At 60.1% G+C, this 18,220-nt stretch carries 16 protein-coding genes; 3 read left to right on the forward strand and 13 right to left on the reverse strand.

Features of this window, described 5'->3' with window-relative positions:
• The first annotated feature begins 10 nt into the window (after positions 1-10).
• The gene (fabB, locus tag AC515T_RS20850) at positions 11-1,231 is read left to right on the forward strand and encodes a beta-ketoacyl-ACP synthase I (protein WP_496529855.1); all 1,221 of its coding nucleotides are present in this window, start codon (positions 11-13) and stop codon (positions 1,229-1,231) included.
• Between the two features lie 194 nt (positions 1,232-1,425).
• Here fabB and AC515T_RS20855 read toward each other — a convergent pair whose 3' ends face one another.
• Complete coding sequence (locus AC515T_RS20855) at positions 1,426-1,890, reverse strand: DUF3859 domain-containing protein (protein WP_496529856.1); 465 nt, start codon at positions 1,888-1,890, stop codon at positions 1,426-1,428.
• Positions 1,891-2,099: 209 nt separating this feature from the next.
• Positions 2,100-3,110 (reverse strand): amidohydrolase family protein, encoded by a 1,011-nt coding sequence (locus tag AC515T_RS20860; RefSeq protein ID WP_496529857.1) that lies wholly within the window; start codon positions 3,108-3,110, stop codon positions 2,100-2,102.
• Positions 3,111-3,236: 126 nt separating this feature from the next.
• Between AC515T_RS20860 and AC515T_RS20865 the strand changes: the two genes are divergently transcribed.
• The gene (locus AC515T_RS20865; protein ID WP_496529858.1) at positions 3,237-4,097 is read left to right on the forward strand and encodes a pirin family protein; all 861 of its coding nucleotides are present in this window, start codon (positions 3,237-3,239) and stop codon (positions 4,095-4,097) included.
• Positions 4,098-4,250: 153 nt separating this feature from the next.
• On the opposite strand, the gene AC515T_RS20870 is transcribed toward AC515T_RS20865, so the two are convergent.
• The 4 genes from AC515T_RS20870 to AC515T_RS20885 form a co-directional block, all read right to left on the reverse strand.
• The gene (locus AC515T_RS20870) at positions 4,251-4,979 is read right to left on the reverse strand and encodes a dienelactone hydrolase family protein (protein WP_496529859.1); all 729 of its coding nucleotides are present in this window, start codon (positions 4,977-4,979) and stop codon (positions 4,251-4,253) included.
• Between the two features lie 143 nt (positions 4,980-5,122).
• Positions 5,123-7,027 (reverse strand): molecular chaperone HtpG, encoded by a 1,905-nt coding sequence (htpG, locus tag AC515T_RS20875; protein ID WP_060743152.1) that lies wholly within the window; start codon positions 7,025-7,027, stop codon positions 5,123-5,125.
• An 87-nt stretch (positions 7,028-7,114) separates the two neighbouring features.
• Positions 7,115-7,576 carry a PaaI family thioesterase gene (locus tag AC515T_RS20880; protein WP_496529860.1) on the reverse strand — a complete coding sequence of 154 codons (462 nt, stop codon included), beginning with the start codon at positions 7,574-7,576 and terminating at the stop codon, positions 7,115-7,117.
• Positions 7,573-8,049: a PaaI family thioesterase gene (locus tag AC515T_RS20885; RefSeq protein ID WP_305482332.1), complete on the reverse strand. Its 477-nt coding sequence runs from the start codon at positions 8,047-8,049 to the stop codon at positions 7,573-7,575. Before AC515T_RS20885 ends, AC515T_RS20880 begins: the two co-directional genes overlap by 4 nt.
• A gap of 158 nt (positions 8,050-8,207) precedes the next feature.
• On the opposite strand from AC515T_RS20885, the gene AC515T_RS20890 reads away from it, so the two are divergent.
• Positions 8,208-8,459, forward strand: a complete 252-nt coding sequence (locus AC515T_RS20890) for a hypothetical protein (RefSeq protein WP_122565952.1) — start codon at positions 8,208-8,210, stop codon at positions 8,457-8,459.
• A gap of 102 nt (positions 8,460-8,561) precedes the next feature.
• Here the strand turns inward: AC515T_RS20890 and ltrA are convergent, their stop codons facing one another.
• From ltrA to odhB, 7 genes are all read right to left on the reverse strand, one after another.
• Positions 8,562-9,929 carry a group II intron reverse transcriptase/maturase gene (gene ltrA / locus AC515T_RS20895; RefSeq protein WP_496529475.1) on the reverse strand — a complete coding sequence of 456 codons (1,368 nt, stop codon included), beginning with the start codon at positions 9,927-9,929 and terminating at the stop codon, positions 8,562-8,564.
• Positions 9,930-10,366: 437 nt separating this feature from the next.
• Positions 10,367-11,104: a DUF599 domain-containing protein gene (locus tag AC515T_RS20900; protein WP_496529861.1), complete on the reverse strand. Its 738-nt coding sequence runs from the start codon at positions 11,102-11,104 to the stop codon at positions 10,367-10,369.
• A gap of 283 nt (positions 11,105-11,387) precedes the next feature.
• Positions 11,388-12,701, reverse strand: coding sequence for a branched-chain amino acid transport system II carrier protein (brnQ, locus tag AC515T_RS20905; RefSeq protein WP_496529862.1), 1,314 nt, complete (start codon positions 12,699-12,701; stop codon positions 11,388-11,390).
• Between the two features lie 486 nt (positions 12,702-13,187).
• Complete coding sequence (sucD, locus tag AC515T_RS20910) at positions 13,188-14,072, reverse strand: succinate--CoA ligase subunit alpha (RefSeq protein ID WP_003179236.1); 885 nt, start codon at positions 14,070-14,072, stop codon at positions 13,188-13,190.
• Positions 14,072-15,238 (reverse strand): ADP-forming succinate--CoA ligase subunit beta, encoded by a 1,167-nt coding sequence (gene sucC, locus AC515T_RS20915; RefSeq protein WP_003179235.1) that lies wholly within the window; start codon positions 15,236-15,238, stop codon positions 14,072-14,074. Before sucC ends, sucD begins: the two co-directional genes overlap by 1 nt.
• 196 nt (positions 15,239-15,434) lie before the next feature.
• On the reverse strand, positions 15,435-16,871 hold the full coding sequence (gene lpdA, locus AC515T_RS20920) for a dihydrolipoyl dehydrogenase (protein ID WP_496529863.1): 1,437 nt from the start codon (positions 16,869-16,871) through the stop codon (positions 15,435-15,437).
• Positions 16,872-16,982: 111 nt separating this feature from the next.
• Positions 16,983-18,206 carry a 2-oxoglutarate dehydrogenase complex dihydrolipoyllysine-residue succinyltransferase gene (gene odhB, locus AC515T_RS20925; protein ID WP_496529864.1) on the reverse strand — a complete coding sequence of 408 codons (1,224 nt, stop codon included), beginning with the start codon at positions 18,204-18,206 and terminating at the stop codon, positions 16,983-16,985.
• Positions 18,207-18,220 lie beyond the last annotated feature (14 nt).

Consider the following 18,220-nt stretch of genomic DNA (forward strand, 5'->3'; position numbering starts at 1 on the left):
GGTTATCCGCATGCGCCGCGTCGTTATCACTGGTCTGGGCATCGTTTCGTGCCTGGGCAATGACAAAGAGACCGTCTCCGCTAACCTGCGTGCAAGTCGCCCTGGCATCCGGTTCAACCCGGAATATGCCGAAATGGGTCTGCGTAGCCAGGTTTCCGGCTCCATTGACCTCAATCTCGAAGAGCTGATCGATCGCAAGATCTACCGTTTCGTCGGCCATGCGGCGGCCTACGCCTACCTGGCCATGAAGGACGCCATCGCTGACTCCGGCCTGACCGAAGAGCAGGTTTCCAACCCGCGCACCGGCCTGATCGCCGGCTCCGGTGGCGCCTCCACCTTGAACCAGATGGAAGCGCTGGACATCCTGCGCGAAAAAGGCGTCAAGCGCGTTGGCCCATACCGCGTCACGCGGACCATGGGCAGCACCGTTTCGGCCTGCCTGGCCACGCCGTTCAAGATCAAAGGCCTGAACTACTCCATCTCCTCTGCCTGCGCCACCAGTGCTCACTGCATCGGCACCGCGGCCGAGCAGATCCAGATGGGCAAGCAGGACATCGTGTTCGCCGGCGGCGGTGAAGAAGAACATTGGAGCCAGTCGTTCCTGTTCGACGCCATGGGCGCCCTGTCCAGCAAGCGCAACGACACACCGGAAAAAGCTTCCCGCGCCTACGATGCCGACCGTGACGGTTTCGTCATCGCCGGCGGCGGCGGCATGGTCGTGGTCGAGGAGCTGGAACACGCCCTGGCCCGTGGTGCCAAAATCTACGCGGAAATCGTCGGCTACGGCGCCACTTCCGACGGCTACGACATGGTCGCACCCAGCGGTGAAGGCGCCGTACGTTGCATGCAGATGGCCATGTCCACCGTTGATGCACCGATCGACTACCTGAACACCCACGGCACCTCGACTCCGGTCGGCGACGTCGCGGAAATGAAAGGTGTGCGCGAAGTGTTCGGCGACAAGGCCCCCGCCATCAGCTCCACCAAGAGCCTGTCGGGTCACTCCCTGGGCGCCGCTGGCGTTCACGAAGCGATCTACTGCCTGCTGATGATGGAAGGCAACTTCATGGCCGGTTCGGCCAACATTGATGAGCTGGATCCGGAAGTGGCCGACCTGCCAATCCTGACCAAGACTCGCGAAGACGCCACCATCAACACCGTGATGAGCAACAGCTTCGGCTTCGGTGGCACCAACGCCACCTTGGTATTGAAGCGCTGGCAGGGCAAGTAAGCCCCGCCGCTAACGCCACACACAAAAACGCCCCGACTGGTTCGGGGCGTTTTTTTTGCCTGGCGAATATGCCTGGGTTCATTTGTGGGAGCGAGCCTGCTCGCGATAGCGGTATGTCAGTCGACTTTTCTGAGACTGTCCCACCGCCATCGCGAGCAGGCTCGCTCCCACAGTTTGATCTGTGGTGGATGGATTCAGCGCACGACAAACCGCTGCTGCGTCAGCAGCCGATCACCCTGGAACACCATGAACCGCCACTCCCCCGGCACCACTTCGTGGCTTTCGGTGAATTCGTAGGCCATGACATCCTGAGGCGCGCCGGGCACCAGTTTCTGGATGACCTCGAACTTGTCGTGGCGCACGCCATCGGGGGTGCGGATACCGGGGGTGAAGTACAACAGGGTCAACGGCTGGTCGTCTGCGACCTTGCCCGCCAACTGATAACGCATGCCGAACTTGGTGCCCAGTTTCGCCGGGACGCTCTCGGTCTGGCGGATCTGTTCGTTGCTGCGCCGCAGGACCCGCTCGCCCGATTGCAGCTCGGCTTGCGGCCCTTCGAAGACGCCATATTCCACCGGGCCTTCGACACGAACTTCGGCCTGTGCCAGGCCGCAGGTCAACAACAGCGCGACCAGTGCGCTTGAACGGGTGGGGTGCATAGTGCGCTCCTTGATTGAGATGAGCGCGAGGGTATGACGCGGGCGTGACAGGCTGATGACAAAGCAATGTTGGCCATGCCATCAAGCGTCCGGGATAGGTTTTGCCTGTGGCGAGGGAGCTTGCTCCCGCTCGACTGCGCAGCAGTCGCCAGACGTTGGGGCTACTGCGTAGCCCAGCGGGAGCAAGCTCCCTCGCCACAAAGGCGGGCTTAGCGGGCCACTGAACGAGGCAATACCGAAAGGAAGTTATCCCGCGCCACCTTCCTCGCCACATCCTCAGGCAGCGCATCCAGGAACGGATCGAAGCTGCGTAATTCCTTACCGAGCTTGTTGAAACGCCCGACCACATCCGACCCCACCATGAAGCGCTCAGGAAATTGCTCCACCAGCTTTACCCACTCGTCCCGGGGCTTGCCCGCCTCGTCCAGCAAGTACGGCGTGAGCAGGCTCCAGGACAGGTCGATGTAGAGATTGGGATAGGCCTCGAGCATGCGGGTCAGGGTCGGCAGCAGAAAATCCAAGCGGGTCTGGTGGCGATGGATTTCCATGCTGGTGCCGGCGTGGGCCCAGATGAAGCGCGTGTGCGGGTGATTGCGTAACGGCTCCTCGATTTCCGCCAGGTACAGCGGATTTTTCTCACGCTTGGACGTGATGTTGGAATGCAGCATCACCGGCAGGTCGTTCTCGGCCGCCAAGTGATAGATCCGAGTCATGGCTTCGTTGTTGGCCCGCGGGGTATCGCCCGAGGTCAGCGCCGTCAGGTCGTCATGGCGGGTGAAGACTTCGCCGATGCCTTGCCACAATCCAGGATAGAGATCGAGCATGCGCTGGATATGGGCGGCGGAATTCTTGTCGTTGGGATTGAAGCCCGACAGGAAGGGATGGAAGTGCTGGCGTTGCTCCTCGGTCAGCTTGCTCACTGCCGCCGCAACAATCACGTCGGTGGCGCTGTACCAATAGGCATCCGCGTCGTCACCGGCGTAATAACGCGGGCGCTTGGGCTCGTCTTCATGCCATTTCTTGGCCACCGGCACACCGGAAATCATCACATGCTCAATGCGATTGTCCGCCATCGCCTGGAGCAGCTTGGGCATGCCGGCGGTTTCCTGAAAGAAATCGACGTAATGCAGGTGCGCATCGCTGTAGGCATATTCGCGGGCCATGGCGCCGCTACTCGAAACAACCAGCAGCCAGGCAAGGATCAAACGGGTCAAAGGCACGGGCAGTCTCCAGAAGCCATGAGCAACATAGACCCCCACCGTCCCGCTCGGGTTCAAGGCGCATCTGCCGCGTCTGCCGGCGGCGGGTTATGCTTCGCGCAACCGTTGTTCAACCTGGAAGACAACATGACCACTCCCCTGATCGTTCGCCCCCGCACCGAAGACGTCGAAGGCCAGCCGATCCTTCGCCCGCTGCCGTCCGCCAAATGCCGCAGCGTCGGGCCTTTCGTGTTTTTCGATCACATGCTGCAAACCACCTACCCGGCCGGCAAGGGCATGAACGTCCGCCAGCACCCGCATATCGGCCTGTCCACCCTCACCTACCTGTTCGAAGGCAAACTCCTGCACAAGGACAGCCTGGGTTCCGACCAGGTGGTGGACGCCGGGGATGTCAGCTGGATGACCGCCGGCAGCGCCATCGCCCATGTCGAGCGCACTCCCGAATCATTGCTCGGCAGCGCTTTCGTCATGCACGGGTTGCAAGTCTGGCTGGCCTCGCCCAAAACCCACGAACAAGGCCCGGGGCACTACAGTCATCATCCGGCACAGAGCCTGCCGGTCAGCGAGAACCTGGGGGTCAGCATCCGCATGATCGCCGGGTCGGGCTTTTGCCTGGAATCGCCGGTGCCGGTGCTCTCGCCTACGCTGTACGCCGAACTGCACCTGCAGACCGCGACGACGTTGTTGATCCCCACTGAGCATGAAGAACGGGCCCTGTACGTGCTGAGCGGCGAGGCACTATTGGATGGCGAGCCGGTAGAAGCCCATTCCCTGGTGATATTGCCGACTGGGGAAGAGATGACGCTGTTTGCCGACAGCGATTGCCATGCCGTGCTGTTCGGTGGCGCGCCACTGGATGGGCCGCGACGGATGAACTGGAATTTCGTCGCCAGCGACCCGGCCCGGATCGATGACGCCCGTCGGCGCTGGGCGGCTGGGGACTGGCCGACTGTGCCGGGGGAAAGCGAGCGGATCGAGTTACCCTAGATTCAGGGTTGTCTGTCAGGCAGTCATCGCGAGCAAGCTCGCTCCCACACGGGATCGATGCCATTCACAAATGCTGTGAACACCTCGGTCAAATGTGGGAGCGAGCTTGCTCGCGATGGCTGTGTATCAAACAACAGAGATCCAGCCCCTATCTCAGTCCTTGAACACCTCACCCAACAAATTATGCATCGACCGGAACGCCCGACCGGCGACCTTGGCGTCGTACATCATCTTGCCCGGCACATTGGCCTCAGGGTCGGTGAACGAGTGCACCGCTCCGCCATAGCTCAGCAGTTGCCAATCCACCCCGGCCGCGTTCATTTCATCTTCGAAAGCCGGTAGCTGCTCTTTCGGCACCAGCGGGTCGGAGGCGCCGTGCATGACCAACACCGCGCCCTTGATGTTCTGCGCATCGGCCGGGTTCGGTGTATCCAGGGTGCCATGGAATGAGATCGCAGCCTTCAGCGGTGCGCCGGTACGGGCCAGTTCCAGAGCGCAGCAGCCACCGAAGCAGAAACCGAACGTGGCGAGGTTCGACGCATCGACCTTTGCTTCGCCCTGGCTCTGCAGTTGTTCGAACGCAGCCTGCATGCGCTTGCGCAACAAGGCCCGGTCGTTCTTGAGAGGCATCATCGCCGCCCCCGCTTCATCGGCGTTGCTCGGGCGCACCGTCTGCCCATACAGGTCAGCAATCAACACCACGTAACCGTTGGCCGCCACCGACTTGGCGATCTCCTCGGCCCCCGCCCCGACACCCATCCAGTTCGGCGCCATCAGCAAACCCGGGCGCGGGCCCTGCTGGTTGATGTCGTAGGCCAGGCGGCCTTCATAACTTTGACCATCGATCTGATAGACCAGCGAACGAACCGTAACCTGACTCATGACGGACTCCTCTTGGTAAATGCCTGAAATGCGACTGTGGGAGCGAGCTTGCTCGCGATTCGGTCCAACCCTCAACGATGAGTTGACTGATCGACCGTCATCGCGAGCAAGCTCGCTCCCACAAGGGACTTTCCTGCGTCAGATTAAGCTGACAGTTCAACCAACAGCTTGTTCAGGCGACGCACATACGCCGCCGGATCCTTCAAGCTGTCGCCGGCCGCCAGGGCCGCCTGGTCGAACAGGATGTGCGACAGATCGCCGAAACGCTCTTCGCTCTGCTCGTTGTCGAGCTTTTCCACCAGCGGGTGGGCCGGGTTGAATTCGAAGATCGGCTTGGAGTCCGGGACTTTCTGGCCGCTGGCTTCGAGGATCTGGCGCATCTGCAGGCCCAGGTCCTGCTCACCGATGGCCAGGATCGCCGGGGAATCGGTCAGGCGGTGCGAGACACGCACTTCGCTGACGGCATCGCCCAGGGCCGTCTTGATCCGCTCGACCAGGCCTTCCTTGCTCTTGGCGACCTCTTCGGCGGCTTTCTTGTCTTCTTCCGAATCCAGGTTGCCGAGATCCAAGTCGCCACGGGCCACATCGACAAAGCTCTTGCCGTCGAACTCGTTGAGGTAGCTCATCAGCCACTCGTCGATGCGATCGGTCAGCAGCAGCACTTCGATGCCTTTCTTGCGGAAGACCTCCAGGTGCGGGCTGTTCTTGACCTGTGCATAGGTTTCACCGGTCAGGTAGTAGATCTTGTCCTGGCCTTCCTTGGCGCGGGCCAGGTAGTCGGCCAGGCCAACGATCTGCTCGCCATCGTCACCCTGGGTCGACGCAAAGCGCAGCAGGCCGGCGATTTTCTCTTTGTTGGCGAAGTCCTCGGCCGGACCTTCTTTCATCACCTGGCCGAAGTTCTTCCAGAAGCTCTTGTACTGCTCGGGCTCGTTCTTCGCCAGTTTCTCCAGCATGTCCAGCACGCGCTTGGTCAGTGCCGACTTCATGGAATCGATGATCGGATCTTTCTGCAGGATTTCCCGCGAAACGTTCAGCGACAAATCGTTGGAATCCACCACACCCTTGATGAAGCGCAGGTACAGCGGCAGGAACGATTCGGCCTGGTCCATCACGAACACACGCTGCACGTACAGCTTCAGGCCACGTGGCGCTTCGCGCTGGTACAGGTCGAACGGCGCACGGGCCGGCACGTACAACAGCGAGTTGTATTCCAGCTTGCCTTCGACCTTGTTATGGCTCCAGCTCAGCGGGTTCTCGTAGTCGTGGGCGATATGCTTGTAGAACTCCTGGTATTCCTCGTCTTTCACTTCGGTGCGTGGACGGGTCCACAGGGCACTGGCGCGGTTGACGGTCTCCCATTCCACTTCAGGCTTTTCTTCGCCTTCGGCAGCGGTGACTTCCTTCGGCAGCTCGATGGGCAGCGCGATATGGTCGGAGTACTTCTTGATGATGTTGCGCAGGCGCCAGCCATCGGCGAACTCGTCTTCGCCGGACTTGAGGTGCAGCACGATGCGGGTACCGCGATCAGCCTTGTCGACGGTGGCGACTTCAAATTCGCCCTCGCCCTTGGACGACCAGTGCACGCCTTCGCTCGCAGCGAGGCCGGCACGGCGGCTGAACACTTCGACCTGGTCGGCCACGATGAACGCGGAATAGAAACCGACGCCGAACTGACCGATCAGGTGGGAATCTTTCTTCTGATCGCCCGACAGGTTCTTCATGAAGTCGGCCGTGCCAGACTTGGCGATGGTGCCCAGGTGCGTGATCACCTCTTCGCGGCTCATGCCGATGCCGTTGTCTTCGAGGGTGACGGTTTTCGCGTCCTTGTCGAAGCTCACACGGATTTTCAGCTCAGCACCGCCTTCCAGCAGTTCAGGCTTGGAAAGGGCTTCGAAACGTAATTTGTCGACAGCGTCAGAGGCGTTCGAAATCAGCTCGCGAAGGAAAATTTCCTTATTCGAATACAGCGAGTGAATCATCAGGTGCAGCAGTTGCTTCACCTCGGTCTGGAAGCCCAGGGTTTCCTTTTGAGTTTCCACGCTCATGGTCATCAAACTCCAAGTGGATGGTGGTGTCCGCCTCGCTGAGATTGGCGGCGGGATGTCCTCAAGGTGGGGGCAACGGTGATGATTTCAAGGGCGATCGGTTTTTGAAGGCTCCTGGATCTTGAAATGCGCCCGGGCGGTGGCGATGGGTTCGGCCTCGACGTCTTGCCAGGCGGTGATCGCGACGTTGGCGACCCGCCGGCCCTGGCGCCAGACCTGACATTTGGCATAGGTGTCGCGAAACTGCCCGGTGCGCAGGTAATCGAGGGAAAAGTCGATGATCTTTGGCACCCCCGGCGTGCCGGTGGCGATCAACAGATGAACGGCAGCCGCCAGTTCCATGAAGCCGGCGATGACCCCGCCGTGGATGGCCGGCAGTAAAGGGTTACCAATGTTGTCCTTGTTGGCCGGCAGGCGAAACACCAAGGCGTCACCCTCGCGTGTGCAGTCGACGCCGATGAGTCGGGCATAGGGGATCGAGGCGAGCAGCAGCGCGTAGTCGCCCTGCTCGCAGGCGCGGCGCAGTTGTTCCTGGGTGGTATTGGTCATGGCTGGCCCACGGCGGTTATCGGAAGGGTCTTCCCCATGCCCCTGGCATGCTGGCCCAGGCGCATGAACGTGCCCACCACATGGGCGATGGGTTGCTCGGGGTCGTCCTGATAGGCGAAACCTCGGGTGAAGATCACGTCCGGGGTCACCCGATAGCATTGAGCGAAGCCGTAGACATCCTTGTGGGGCTCGGCGGCGTGCATGTAGTCGATGCGCAGGTCCAGGGTGGGACAGACCTCAAATTGCGGCAGCACACACAAGGTCGACATGCCGCACGCGCTGTCCATCAATGAGGTCAACGCGCCACCATGGATAATACCCGTCAGGGGATTGCCGACGATTTGCGGGCTGAACGGCAGGATTAACGTCAGCCCGTCACGACTGGCGCTGTGCAACTTCAAGCCCAGCACCTGGCAGTGCCGCAGGGCGGATAAAAAGCGCGTGGCACGCTCAAAAATGGGATCTTCAGCCATGTCCATCAATGCCCTTGTTTGTTTAGAGGCCTGGCAACAGGCGTGTTCGCTAAAGTTCCGCGACGGTGCAAAGTTATATATCTGTAGCAAAAGAGGAACTTAACCTGAGGGGGGTCGCTCAAAAGGCCAGTAGTTATTTCCATAAGGAGAAACACCCCATGCGTAAGACTTTTGCTATTGCCTTGATGTTGGCCGCCTCCCTCGGTCTCGCTGCCTGCGATAAAAAATCCGAGGACAAAGCTCAAGATGCCAACCAACACGCTGAGCAAGCTCAGCAAGACATGAACAAAGCACAGGATAAAGTGAACGACGCGGCGAAAGAAAACGCCGAAGCCGCCAAAGCTCAGGCTGAATCGAACGCAGCCGCTGCGAAGGAAGAAGCACCTGCTACCGCGCCTAAAACCAACTGATACGGTTTTAGTGAATCGGCATAGGGGACGGCCTTCATAGGCCGTTCCCCTGCCACACCACCCGGCATGCGGGTCCGCACCGGGCGGTTCGAGAGATTGAGGTCAGGAGAGACGCGGTAAACCCAAGCTGTCGAACCAGGCGATACTCAGCACACGGTTCAGCTCATACCGGCTGTTGCTCCACCAACGGCGAGCATTCCCCGCGATCTTCCTCGCGACTTCCACACTCGCCCCCAGTGCCCGCAACGCCCGGTAGGTCGTCGTTCCGCGCTTCCATTGCTTGAGCTGGATTGCTCGTAATCGGTGCCGTATCCATTCGTCCAGCTCGCGCCAGACGGCTGGGGTTTGCGACAGTCCGAAATAAGCTTTCCAACCCAGAATGTAAGGGCGCAGATCATCGACGATCTGCTGCAAACTACGGCCACATGAGCGTCGGGTGTGCCAGCGTATTCGCTGCTTGAACTGCTTTTGCGCTTTAAATGAGACGGCTCGCTTGGCTTCGCCCTGAGAGGCCCAGAAGGCGTATCCCAGAAACTTGCGACCGAACGCACTCGTCACCGCACTCTTGCTCTCGTTGACGCTCAAGTGCAGCTTTTCATACAGACACTTGAGCAAGGACATCACTCGCTGCCCGGCCTTCTGACTGCGAACGTACACATTCGCATCATCGGCATAGCGCACAAAACTATGACCTCGGCGTTCAAGCTCTCGATCCACTTCGTCCAGCAGCACGTTCGCCAGCAACGGCGACAGCGGGCCGCCTTGCGGCGTCCCCAGGCGGCTTTTCTCGACCACGCCATTGATCAGCGTTCCCGCATCCAGATACGCACGGATCAGGCGAATGACCGCCTGATCTGCTATCCGTTTGCGTAAGCGATCCATCAAGATGTCGTGGTCGACCCGGTCGAAGAACTTCTCCAGATCAACATCCACTACCACCTTGAGCCCCGCAGACACATGGCGCTGAGCCGCCAGGATGGCGTCCTGCGCACTGCGCCCCGGACGAAAGCCGTAGCTGTGTTCACTGAAGGTTGGATCGAGCAGTGGTTGCAGGACTTGCAGCAGCGCTTGTTGAATCAACCGGTCGGTGACCGTTGGAATGCCTAACTCGCGTTCACCGCCGTCAGGCTTGGGAATGACCACGCGCCGTACCGGACTGGGCCGGTAGACGCCTGAAAGAAGCTGTTCGCAGATCACAGGCCATCGGGACTGCAAAAGTTTGGCGGTCTGTTCAATGTCCAAACCGTCGACTCCAGCAGCTCCTTTGTTGGCCCTGACTCGTCTCCAAGCCCGTTTCAGGTTCGCTCTCGCAAAGGCCCGTTCCAGCAGCCCTTGCCCTGCGTTGTAGGATTCATCTTGCGGGCAATTGACCTCGTCGCTGATGGAGGCACTCACGGCTTCACCGCTCGCGTCCCTCCCATCCGCCCCGCGTTTGGCAGGCATCTGACTTCCGGTCTTTCGCATCAACATGGCCTATGACGCTTTCTCTCGTTCGGCCCTTCGTCAAAAAAGAAAAAAAGACTACTACGGCCTCTGCTGACTTCTCGCTCCGGTTTGCACCGTCGCCCTTTCAGGCATAAGGCGAGATCTCCCCAGGTAAGAACGCAATCCTTCACCGCACAGCCGCCGGATCTACGCAGCCGCCCTTTGACCACAAGAGTTTCGCGGTTTTTGGCCCGCTCACCCTGGTCGGCTTCGCCTTATATCCGGTTCTTGTTCATCGGCTCACGGCTTCGCTCCACGCTTCCTCCCCACACTCGGTCGCCCTCATGCAGTTGCGCTTCACTTCATTCGCTGTGGTCAGCTTACGGCGGGACTTTCACCCACAAGATTGCGCCCATGCTGGGCGCACCAAAAAGAAACCCGCCTGGTGCGGGTTTTCTTTTGCCTGGGATTTAGCTGATCGATCAGGCGGCCTCTTTACCCACTTCAGGCGCTGGCGCTTCCGTCGGGGTATAGACCATGACGTCCAGCACGTCGGAGTGAAACTCGCGCTGATACAACACAAACACCACACCCGCACTCATCAGCATGAATAACCAGGGGCTGACGAACCACGCCAACATGGTCATGCCGAAATAATAGGCACGCAGGCCGAAGTTGAACTGGTTGGCCGCCATGGAAATCACCCGCGCCGCCCTGAGTGCAAAGGCCTTGCGCTCCTGTTCCGAGACATGCCGCTCGCCGATCATCGGCGCCGAACCGATCAGGACCGCCGCGAAGTTGTATTGGCGCATACACCAGCTGAAGGTGAAGAACGCATACACGAACACCAGTGCCAGGCACAGCAACTTGACCTCCGCCATGCCCTGGGACGCCTGCTGCACCATGGGGATGTCCGCCAACAACGACACGGCCCGATCCGATGCCCCAAGCACCGTCAGGATACCGGCCAGGATGATCAGCGTGCTGGAGGCGAAGAATGAAGCGTTGCGCTCCAGGTTGCCGATCACGCTGGCATCGGCGATGCGGTTCTCACGCAACAGCATGCGCCGCATCCAGTCTTCGCGGTACAGGTGCATGACACTGGCCAGGCAGGCGGTATCGCGGGCCTTCCAAGTGGCGTAACGGGTGTACCCCGCCCAGCAGATGATGAACCAGGCGGCGGCTAGCAGATGGGTCAGGTTGGCTTGGATGAATGACATTCGATTTCCTGTGTGTCTAAAAACATGACGTCTAAAGCCAGACTGCCTTGAAATGCCAACCTGTGGGAGCGAGCTTGCTCGCGATTGCGGTCCATCAGCCCCTTTGATGTTGGCTGATCTGACGCTATCGCGAGCAAGCTCGCTCCCACAAGGTTTTGTGCAAGCCTTTCAAGACACTGCTTCGACGTTAGTCCACGAAAAAAGACACCGCACTCAAGAAAAATGCCCCGCATCGATTGATACGGGGCATTTCGGTTTTATCGGTGAAGCTGCTTTAAGCCGATCAGGCCAACGCTTCGCTGCGCTTGCCCAGCAGGCGATCACACACCACCGCGACCGCCAGGGTCATCACCGAAGGCACCAGCCAGGCCAGGCCCTGCTCACTCAGCGGCAAGTGGGCCAGTTGCGCCGGCATCCAATCCGCCAGCCCGGCGCCCTTGAGCGCATCGATCAGGCCAAACAGGAACGACACCAGCATCACCGGACCAACGATGCGACCCTGTTCGTGCCAGAAGTCCTTGCAGAAGCTCAGGGCCACCAGGGCGATGCACGGCGGGTAGATCGCGGTGAGGACCGGAATCGAGAACGCGATCAGCTTGGTCAGGCCCAGGTTGGACACCAGCAGCGAAAAGGCCGCCAGGATCACGACCAAGGTCTTGTAGGACAGCGGCAGGACACGGCTGAAGTACTCGGCGCAGGCACAGGTCAGGCCGACCGCGGTCACCAGGCACGCCAGGGAGATCAGCACCGCCAGGAAACCGCTGCCCAGGCTACCGAAGGTGTGTTGCACATAGGCGTGCAGCACGGCGGCGCCGTTGGTCGCGCCCATGGCCACTTCATGGCTGCCCGAACCCAGGCGGAACAGGCTGACGTAGACCAGCGCCAGGCCTACCCCGGCAATCAACCCGGCGATGATCGCGTAGCGGGTGATCAAGGCCGGCGACTCGACGCCGCGGGAACGGATCGCGTTGACGATGACGATGCCGAACACCAAGGCACCCAGGGTATCCATGGTCAGGTAGCCATTGATGAAGCCCTGGGAGAACGGCGCCGCCACGTATTCGGGGGTCGCCACGCCAATATCGCCGGCCGGCAAGGCAAACGCGGCGATGCCGAGCACGGCCAGGGCGATGATCTTCAGGGGAGCGAGGAAACGTCCGACGGTGTCCAGCAGGCGGCCCGGGTAGAGCGAGATGAAAAACACCAGCAGGAAATACGCGGCGCTATACAGGAACAGTGCCAGCGGGCTTTCGCCAGTCAATGGCGCCAGGCCGACTTCGAACGAAACGGTGGCGGTACGCGGCGTGGCGAACAACGGGCCGACGGCCAGGTAGCACACCGCCGCCAGCAAGCCGCCGGCGATCTTGCCGATGGGGCTGCTCAAGGCGTCCATCGCCCCGCCGACCTTGGCCAGTGCCACGACCGTGATGACCGGTAGCCCGACCGCCGTGATCAAGAAGCCCAGCGCCGCCATCCAGACATGAGGCCCGGACTGCAAACCGACGATAGGCGGGAAGATGATGTTGCCGGCCCCGACGAACAGGGCAAATGTCATGAAACCAAGCGCCAGGATGTCCTGGCCTTTCAACACTTTCATTAAGGAAACCACACTACTGAATCGGAATTTAGAGAGGGATTTCCCTTATGGGTAGAGGGAAATGCTGCCGATCCGTATGGGACCGACCCGTTTAGCGCGGCGCTTCCTTGTGGGCAGCGGTCGCAAAAATGGCTGCTAGCCTAACGAATTTGGCGATAAAACGCACTGTAAAGGGGCGAACTATCCGATACACGACGTTCCTGTGTCGCGTTTACGTATCTATTTTTCCGGGTCTCCCCCAGTTTCTAGAGTGCCCCTGTGGCGAGGGAGCTTGCTCCCGCTGGGCTGCGCAGCAGCCCCAATACAGACAACCGGATCTATCTCAGGTAAAGCGGCGCTGTATGGTTTACGACTGCTGCGCAGCCGAGCGGGAGCAAGCTCCCTCGCCACAAGAGCCCCCTCTACTATTTCCCGGTCACACGGCCAGAAACGACAAAGGCCACCCGAAGGTGGCCTTTGTTGCTGGAACAAAAAGTCAGCCGAAGCTTACTTCTTCATTTCCCAGCCAGTCAGCTCGGCCAGGGCCTTGCCGATGTCTGCCAGCGAACGCACGGTTTTCACGCCTGCGTCTTGCAGTGCAGCGAATTTCTCGTCTGCAGTGCCTTTGCCGCCAGAGATGATTGCGCCAGCATGGCCCATGCGCTTGCCCGGAGGAGCAGTCACACCTGCGATGTAGGACACAACCGGCTTGGTCACGTTGGCCTTGATGTAGGCAGCCGCTTCTTCTTCAGCCGAACCGCCGATCTCACCGATCATGACGATCGCTTCGGTCTTCGGGTCTTCCTGGAACAGCTTCAGGATGTCGATGAAGTTCGAGCCTGGGATCGGGTCACCGCCGATGCCGACGCAAGTCGACTGACCGAAACCGGCGTCAGTGGTCTGCTTCACAGCTTCGTAGGTCAGGGTGCCGGAACGGGAAACGATACCGACCTTGCCTGGCAAGTGAATGTGACCTGGCATGATGCCGATCTTGCATTCGCCTGGAGTGATCACGCCTGGGCAGTTCGGGCCGATCAGGGTGATACCCAGCTCGTCGCACTTGACCTTGGCTTCCAGCATGTCGATGGTCGGGATGCCTTCGGTGATGCAGACGATCAGCTTGATGCCGCCGAACGCTGCTTCAAGGATGGAGTCCTTGCAGAAAGGAGCTGGAACGTAGATCACGCTGGCGGTGGCGCCAGTGGCGGCTACAGCGTCTTTCACCGTGTTGAAGACTGGCAGGCCCAGGTGCTCGGTGCCGCCTTTGCCCGGAGTTACGCCGCCAACCATCTTGGTGCCGTACTCGATGGCTTGCTGGGTGTGGAAACTACCTTGCGAACCGGTAATACCCTGGCAGATAACCTTGGTGTCTTTATTGATCAGGACGCTCATTATTTGCCCTCCGCAGCTTTAACGACTTGTTGAGCAGCGTCGGTCAGGCTGGTAGCAGCGATGATGTTCAAACCGCTTTCTGCCAGTACTTTAGCGCCCAGCTCAGCGTTGTTGCCTTCGAGGCGAACAACAACCGGGATTTTCACGCCGACTTCTTTCACGGCGCCGATGATGCCTTCGGCAATCATGTCGCAACGAACGATGCCGCCGAAGATGTTGACCAGTACTGCGGCGACGTTGGTGTCGGACAGGATGATCTTGAACGCTTCGGTAACGCGTTCCTTGGTAGCACCGCCGCCCACGTCGAGGAAGTTGGCTGGCTTGCCGCCATGCAGGTTGACGATGTCCATGGTACCCATGGCCAGGCCGGCACCGTTGACCATGCAGCCGATGTTGCCTTCCAGGGCTACGTAGTTCAGTTCGAACTTGGCAGCGTGCGCTTCGCGCGGATCGTCTTGCGACGGATCGTGGAAAGTCTTCAGCTTAGGCTGACGGTACATGGCGTTGGCGTCGATGTTGATCTTGGCATCGAGGCAGTGCAGGTCGCCGTCGGCCTTGATCACCAGCGGGTTCACTTCCAGCAGTGCCAGGTCGTGGTCCTGGAACAGCTTGGCCAGACCTACGAAGATCTTGGCGAATTGAGTGACCTGCTTGCCTTCCAGACCCAGCTGGAAAGCCAGCTCGCGACCCTGGAATGGCTGTGCGCCAACCAGTGGATCGATGGTGGCCTTGAGGATTTTCTCAGGGGTATCGTGAGCGATTTTCTCGATGTCCACGCCACCTTCGGTGGAAGCCATGAACACGATACGACGGCTCGAACGGTCAACGACAGCGCCCAGGTACAGCTCTTTAGCGATATCAGTGCACGATTCAACCAGGATCTTGGTGACTGGCTGACCGTTGGCGTCAGTCTGGTAAGTCACCAGACGCTTGCCCAGCCACTGCTGTGCGAAGGCTTTGGCGTCTTCTTTGCTGCGAACCAGCTTGACGCCGCCCGCTTTACCGCGACCACCGGCGTGAACCTGGGCTTTGACAACCCATTCGCTGCCGCCGATTTTGTCGCAAGCTTCTGCTGCCGCTTCCGGGGTGTCTACCGCGTAACCGGTGGATACTGGCAGGCCGTACTCAGCGAACAGCTGCTTACCCTGATACTCGTGAAGATTCATGCTTATTACCGTCTTCGTTAGGTACTGCGCATTCGGTGCTGCACCGTTCTGGTGCCGCACCACCTGTGACTGCTGCTTGCGTAGCGTTCCGGACAACCGGTGTCGCTACGCAAGGCTGCGTCCAGCGGATATTCCGCGGTGAGTCTTGCTCGCAAGGCTCACGACGGGCCATACCGCCGTGGTTTCTTATTGTCTATTAACGCTTCTTGCGGTTGGCCACGTGGATGGCGCCGCCATTTACGGCCAGGGCCGCTTCGTGCAAGGCTTCGGACAGGGTCGGATGGGAGAAGACCATCATGCCCAGGTCTTCAGCGCTGGTGCCGAATTCCATACCGATCGCGCCTTGCTGTACCAGCTCGGCAGCGCTTGGGCCAATCACGTGAACGCCCAATACGCGGTCCGTCTTGGCATCGGCGATCACTTTCACGAAACCACCGGTATCGTTGGCTGCCATGGCACGGCCACTGGCGGCGAACGGGAAGGTGCCGACGTTAACTTCAACGCCTTCGGCTTTCAAGGCCTGCTCGGTTTTACCGACCCATGCGATTTCCGGGTGGGTGTAGATGACCGAAGGGATCAGGTCGTAGTTCATCTGGGCTTTGTGGCCCTTGATGCGCTCGACAACCATGATGCCTTCCTCGGACGCCTTGTGCGCCAGCATCATGCCGCGTACCACGTCACCGATGGCGAAGACGCCCGGTACGGTGGTGGCGCAGTAATCGTCAACCTTGATGAAACCGCGCTCATCCAGGGACACTTCGCAATCGGCAGCCAGCAGGTCAGTGGTCACTGGACGACGGCCGACCGCTACGATCAGCTTGTCGAAGGTGATGGTCTGTTCGCCGTTGGCGTCGGTGTAGTTCACCACGACTTCTTCGCCGTTGACCTTCGAACCGGTCACGCGAGCGCCCAGCTTGATGTCCAGGCCCTGTTTGGTCAGGGTTTTCAGCGCTTCCTTGGACACCGCGGTGTCTGCGGCCATCAGGAAGGTGTCGAGGGCTTCGAGCACGGTCACTTCAGCACCCAGGCGCGACCATACCGAACCCAGTTCGAGGCCGATCACGCCAGCGCCGATTACGCCCAGGCGTTTTGGCACGGTCTGGAATTCCAGGGCGCCGGTGGAGTCGACGATCACGTTCTGGTCGACCGGAGCCGGTGGAATGTCGATCGGACGCGAGCCTGGCGCCAGGATGACGTTTTCGGCTTCGATCACTTCAACCGAACCGTCTGGCTTGGTCACTTCGACTTTCTTGCCCATCAGCAGCTTGCCGTGGCCTTCGATGGAGGTCACGCCGTTGGCCTTGAACAGGGTGGCGACACCGCTGGTCAGGTTCTTGACGATGCCGGCCTTGCGGCCAACCATCGCGGCGACGTCCATTTTCACTTCACCGGTAGAGATACCGTGAACGTTGAAGCTTTCTTTCGCTTCCTTGTATTTCCAGGAGCTGTCCAGCAGCGCCTTGGAAGGAATGCAACCGACGTTCAGGCAAGTACCGCCCAAGGCCTGTTTGCCTTCCTTGTCGGTGTATTTCTCGATGCAGGCAGTGGTAAGGCCCAGTTGCGCAGCCTTGATGGCCGCTACGTAGCCGCCAGGGCCCGCACCAATCACTACCACGTCGAATTTCTGAGTCATGAGTCATTCCTTTTCGAATCAAACCGGACGATCACTTGTGATGACCGTCGAGGGACGAAACCGGTTGTTTCAGCAAGAGGCCGGTCGACAGACCGGCCCTCGCGGCGAAAATCAGATATCCAGCAGCAGACGAGCCGGATCTTCAAGCAGGTTCTTGATGGTGACCAGGAACGTCACGGCTTCTTTGCCGTCGATCAGGCGGTGATCGTAGGACAGCGCCAGGTACATCATCGGACGAATCACGACCTGACCGTTGATCGCCATCGGACGCTGCAGGATGTTGTGCATGCCCAGGATAGCCGCTTGCGGCGGGTTGACGATCGGGGTCGACATCATCGAACCGAATGTACCACCGTTGGTGATGGTGAACGTACCGCCGGTCATCTCTTCGATGGACAGCTTGCCGTCACGGGCCTTCTTGCCGAAGGTGGCGATGCCGCCTTCGATTTCGGCCAGGCTCATCAATTCGGCGTTACGCAGTACCGGAACCACCAGGCCACGGTCGCTGGAGACCGCAACGCCAATGTCGGCATAGCCGTGGTAGACGATGTCGGAACCGTCGATCGACGCGTTGACGGCCGGGAAGCGTTTCAGCGCTTCGGTGGCCGCCTTGACGAAGAACGACATGAAGCCCAGGCGTACGCCGTTGTGAGACTTCTCGAACAGGTCCTTGTACTTCGAACGCAGGGCCATGACTTCGGTCATGTCGACTTCGTTGAAGGTGGTCAGCATCGCCATGTTCGACTGTGCTTCAACCAGACGCTCGGCAACCTTGGCCCGCAGGCGGGTCATCGGAACGCGTTTTTCAACGCGGTCACCGGCAGCGAACACCGGAGCGGCGGCGGCAGGTGCGGCAGGCTTGGCCGGTGCGGCGGCTGGCGCGGCTTTCTTGGCGGCAACGGCGGCCACCACGTCTTCCTTGGTCACACGACCGCCCTTGCCGGTGCCGGCAACGGAAGCGATGTTGATGCCATTCTCTTCGGCAATCTTGCGAGCAGCAGGCGCAGCGACTGGATCGTCTTCGCCATCGGCGGCTGGAGCAGCAGCTTGGGCAGCGGCAGGCGCAGCAGCGGCGGCTGGGGCAGCGGCGGCAGCGCCGCCCTCGTCGATCGAGCCCAGGACCTGGTTCGACAGAACGGTAGCGCCCTCCTCGGCAATGATTGCGCCCAGCACGCCGTCAGCTTCGGCCAATACTTCCAGCACGACCTTGTCGGTCTCGATGTCGACGATCAGGTCGTCACGCTTGACGGCCTCGCCTGGTTTCTTGTGCCAGGTGGCAACGGTGCCATCGGCAACCGATTCCGGGAATGACGGGGCTTTGATTTCGATAGCCATTATCTGTGGGTCCT

The sequence above is a fragment of the Pseudomonas sp. FSO-7 genome (assembly GCF_059579345.1).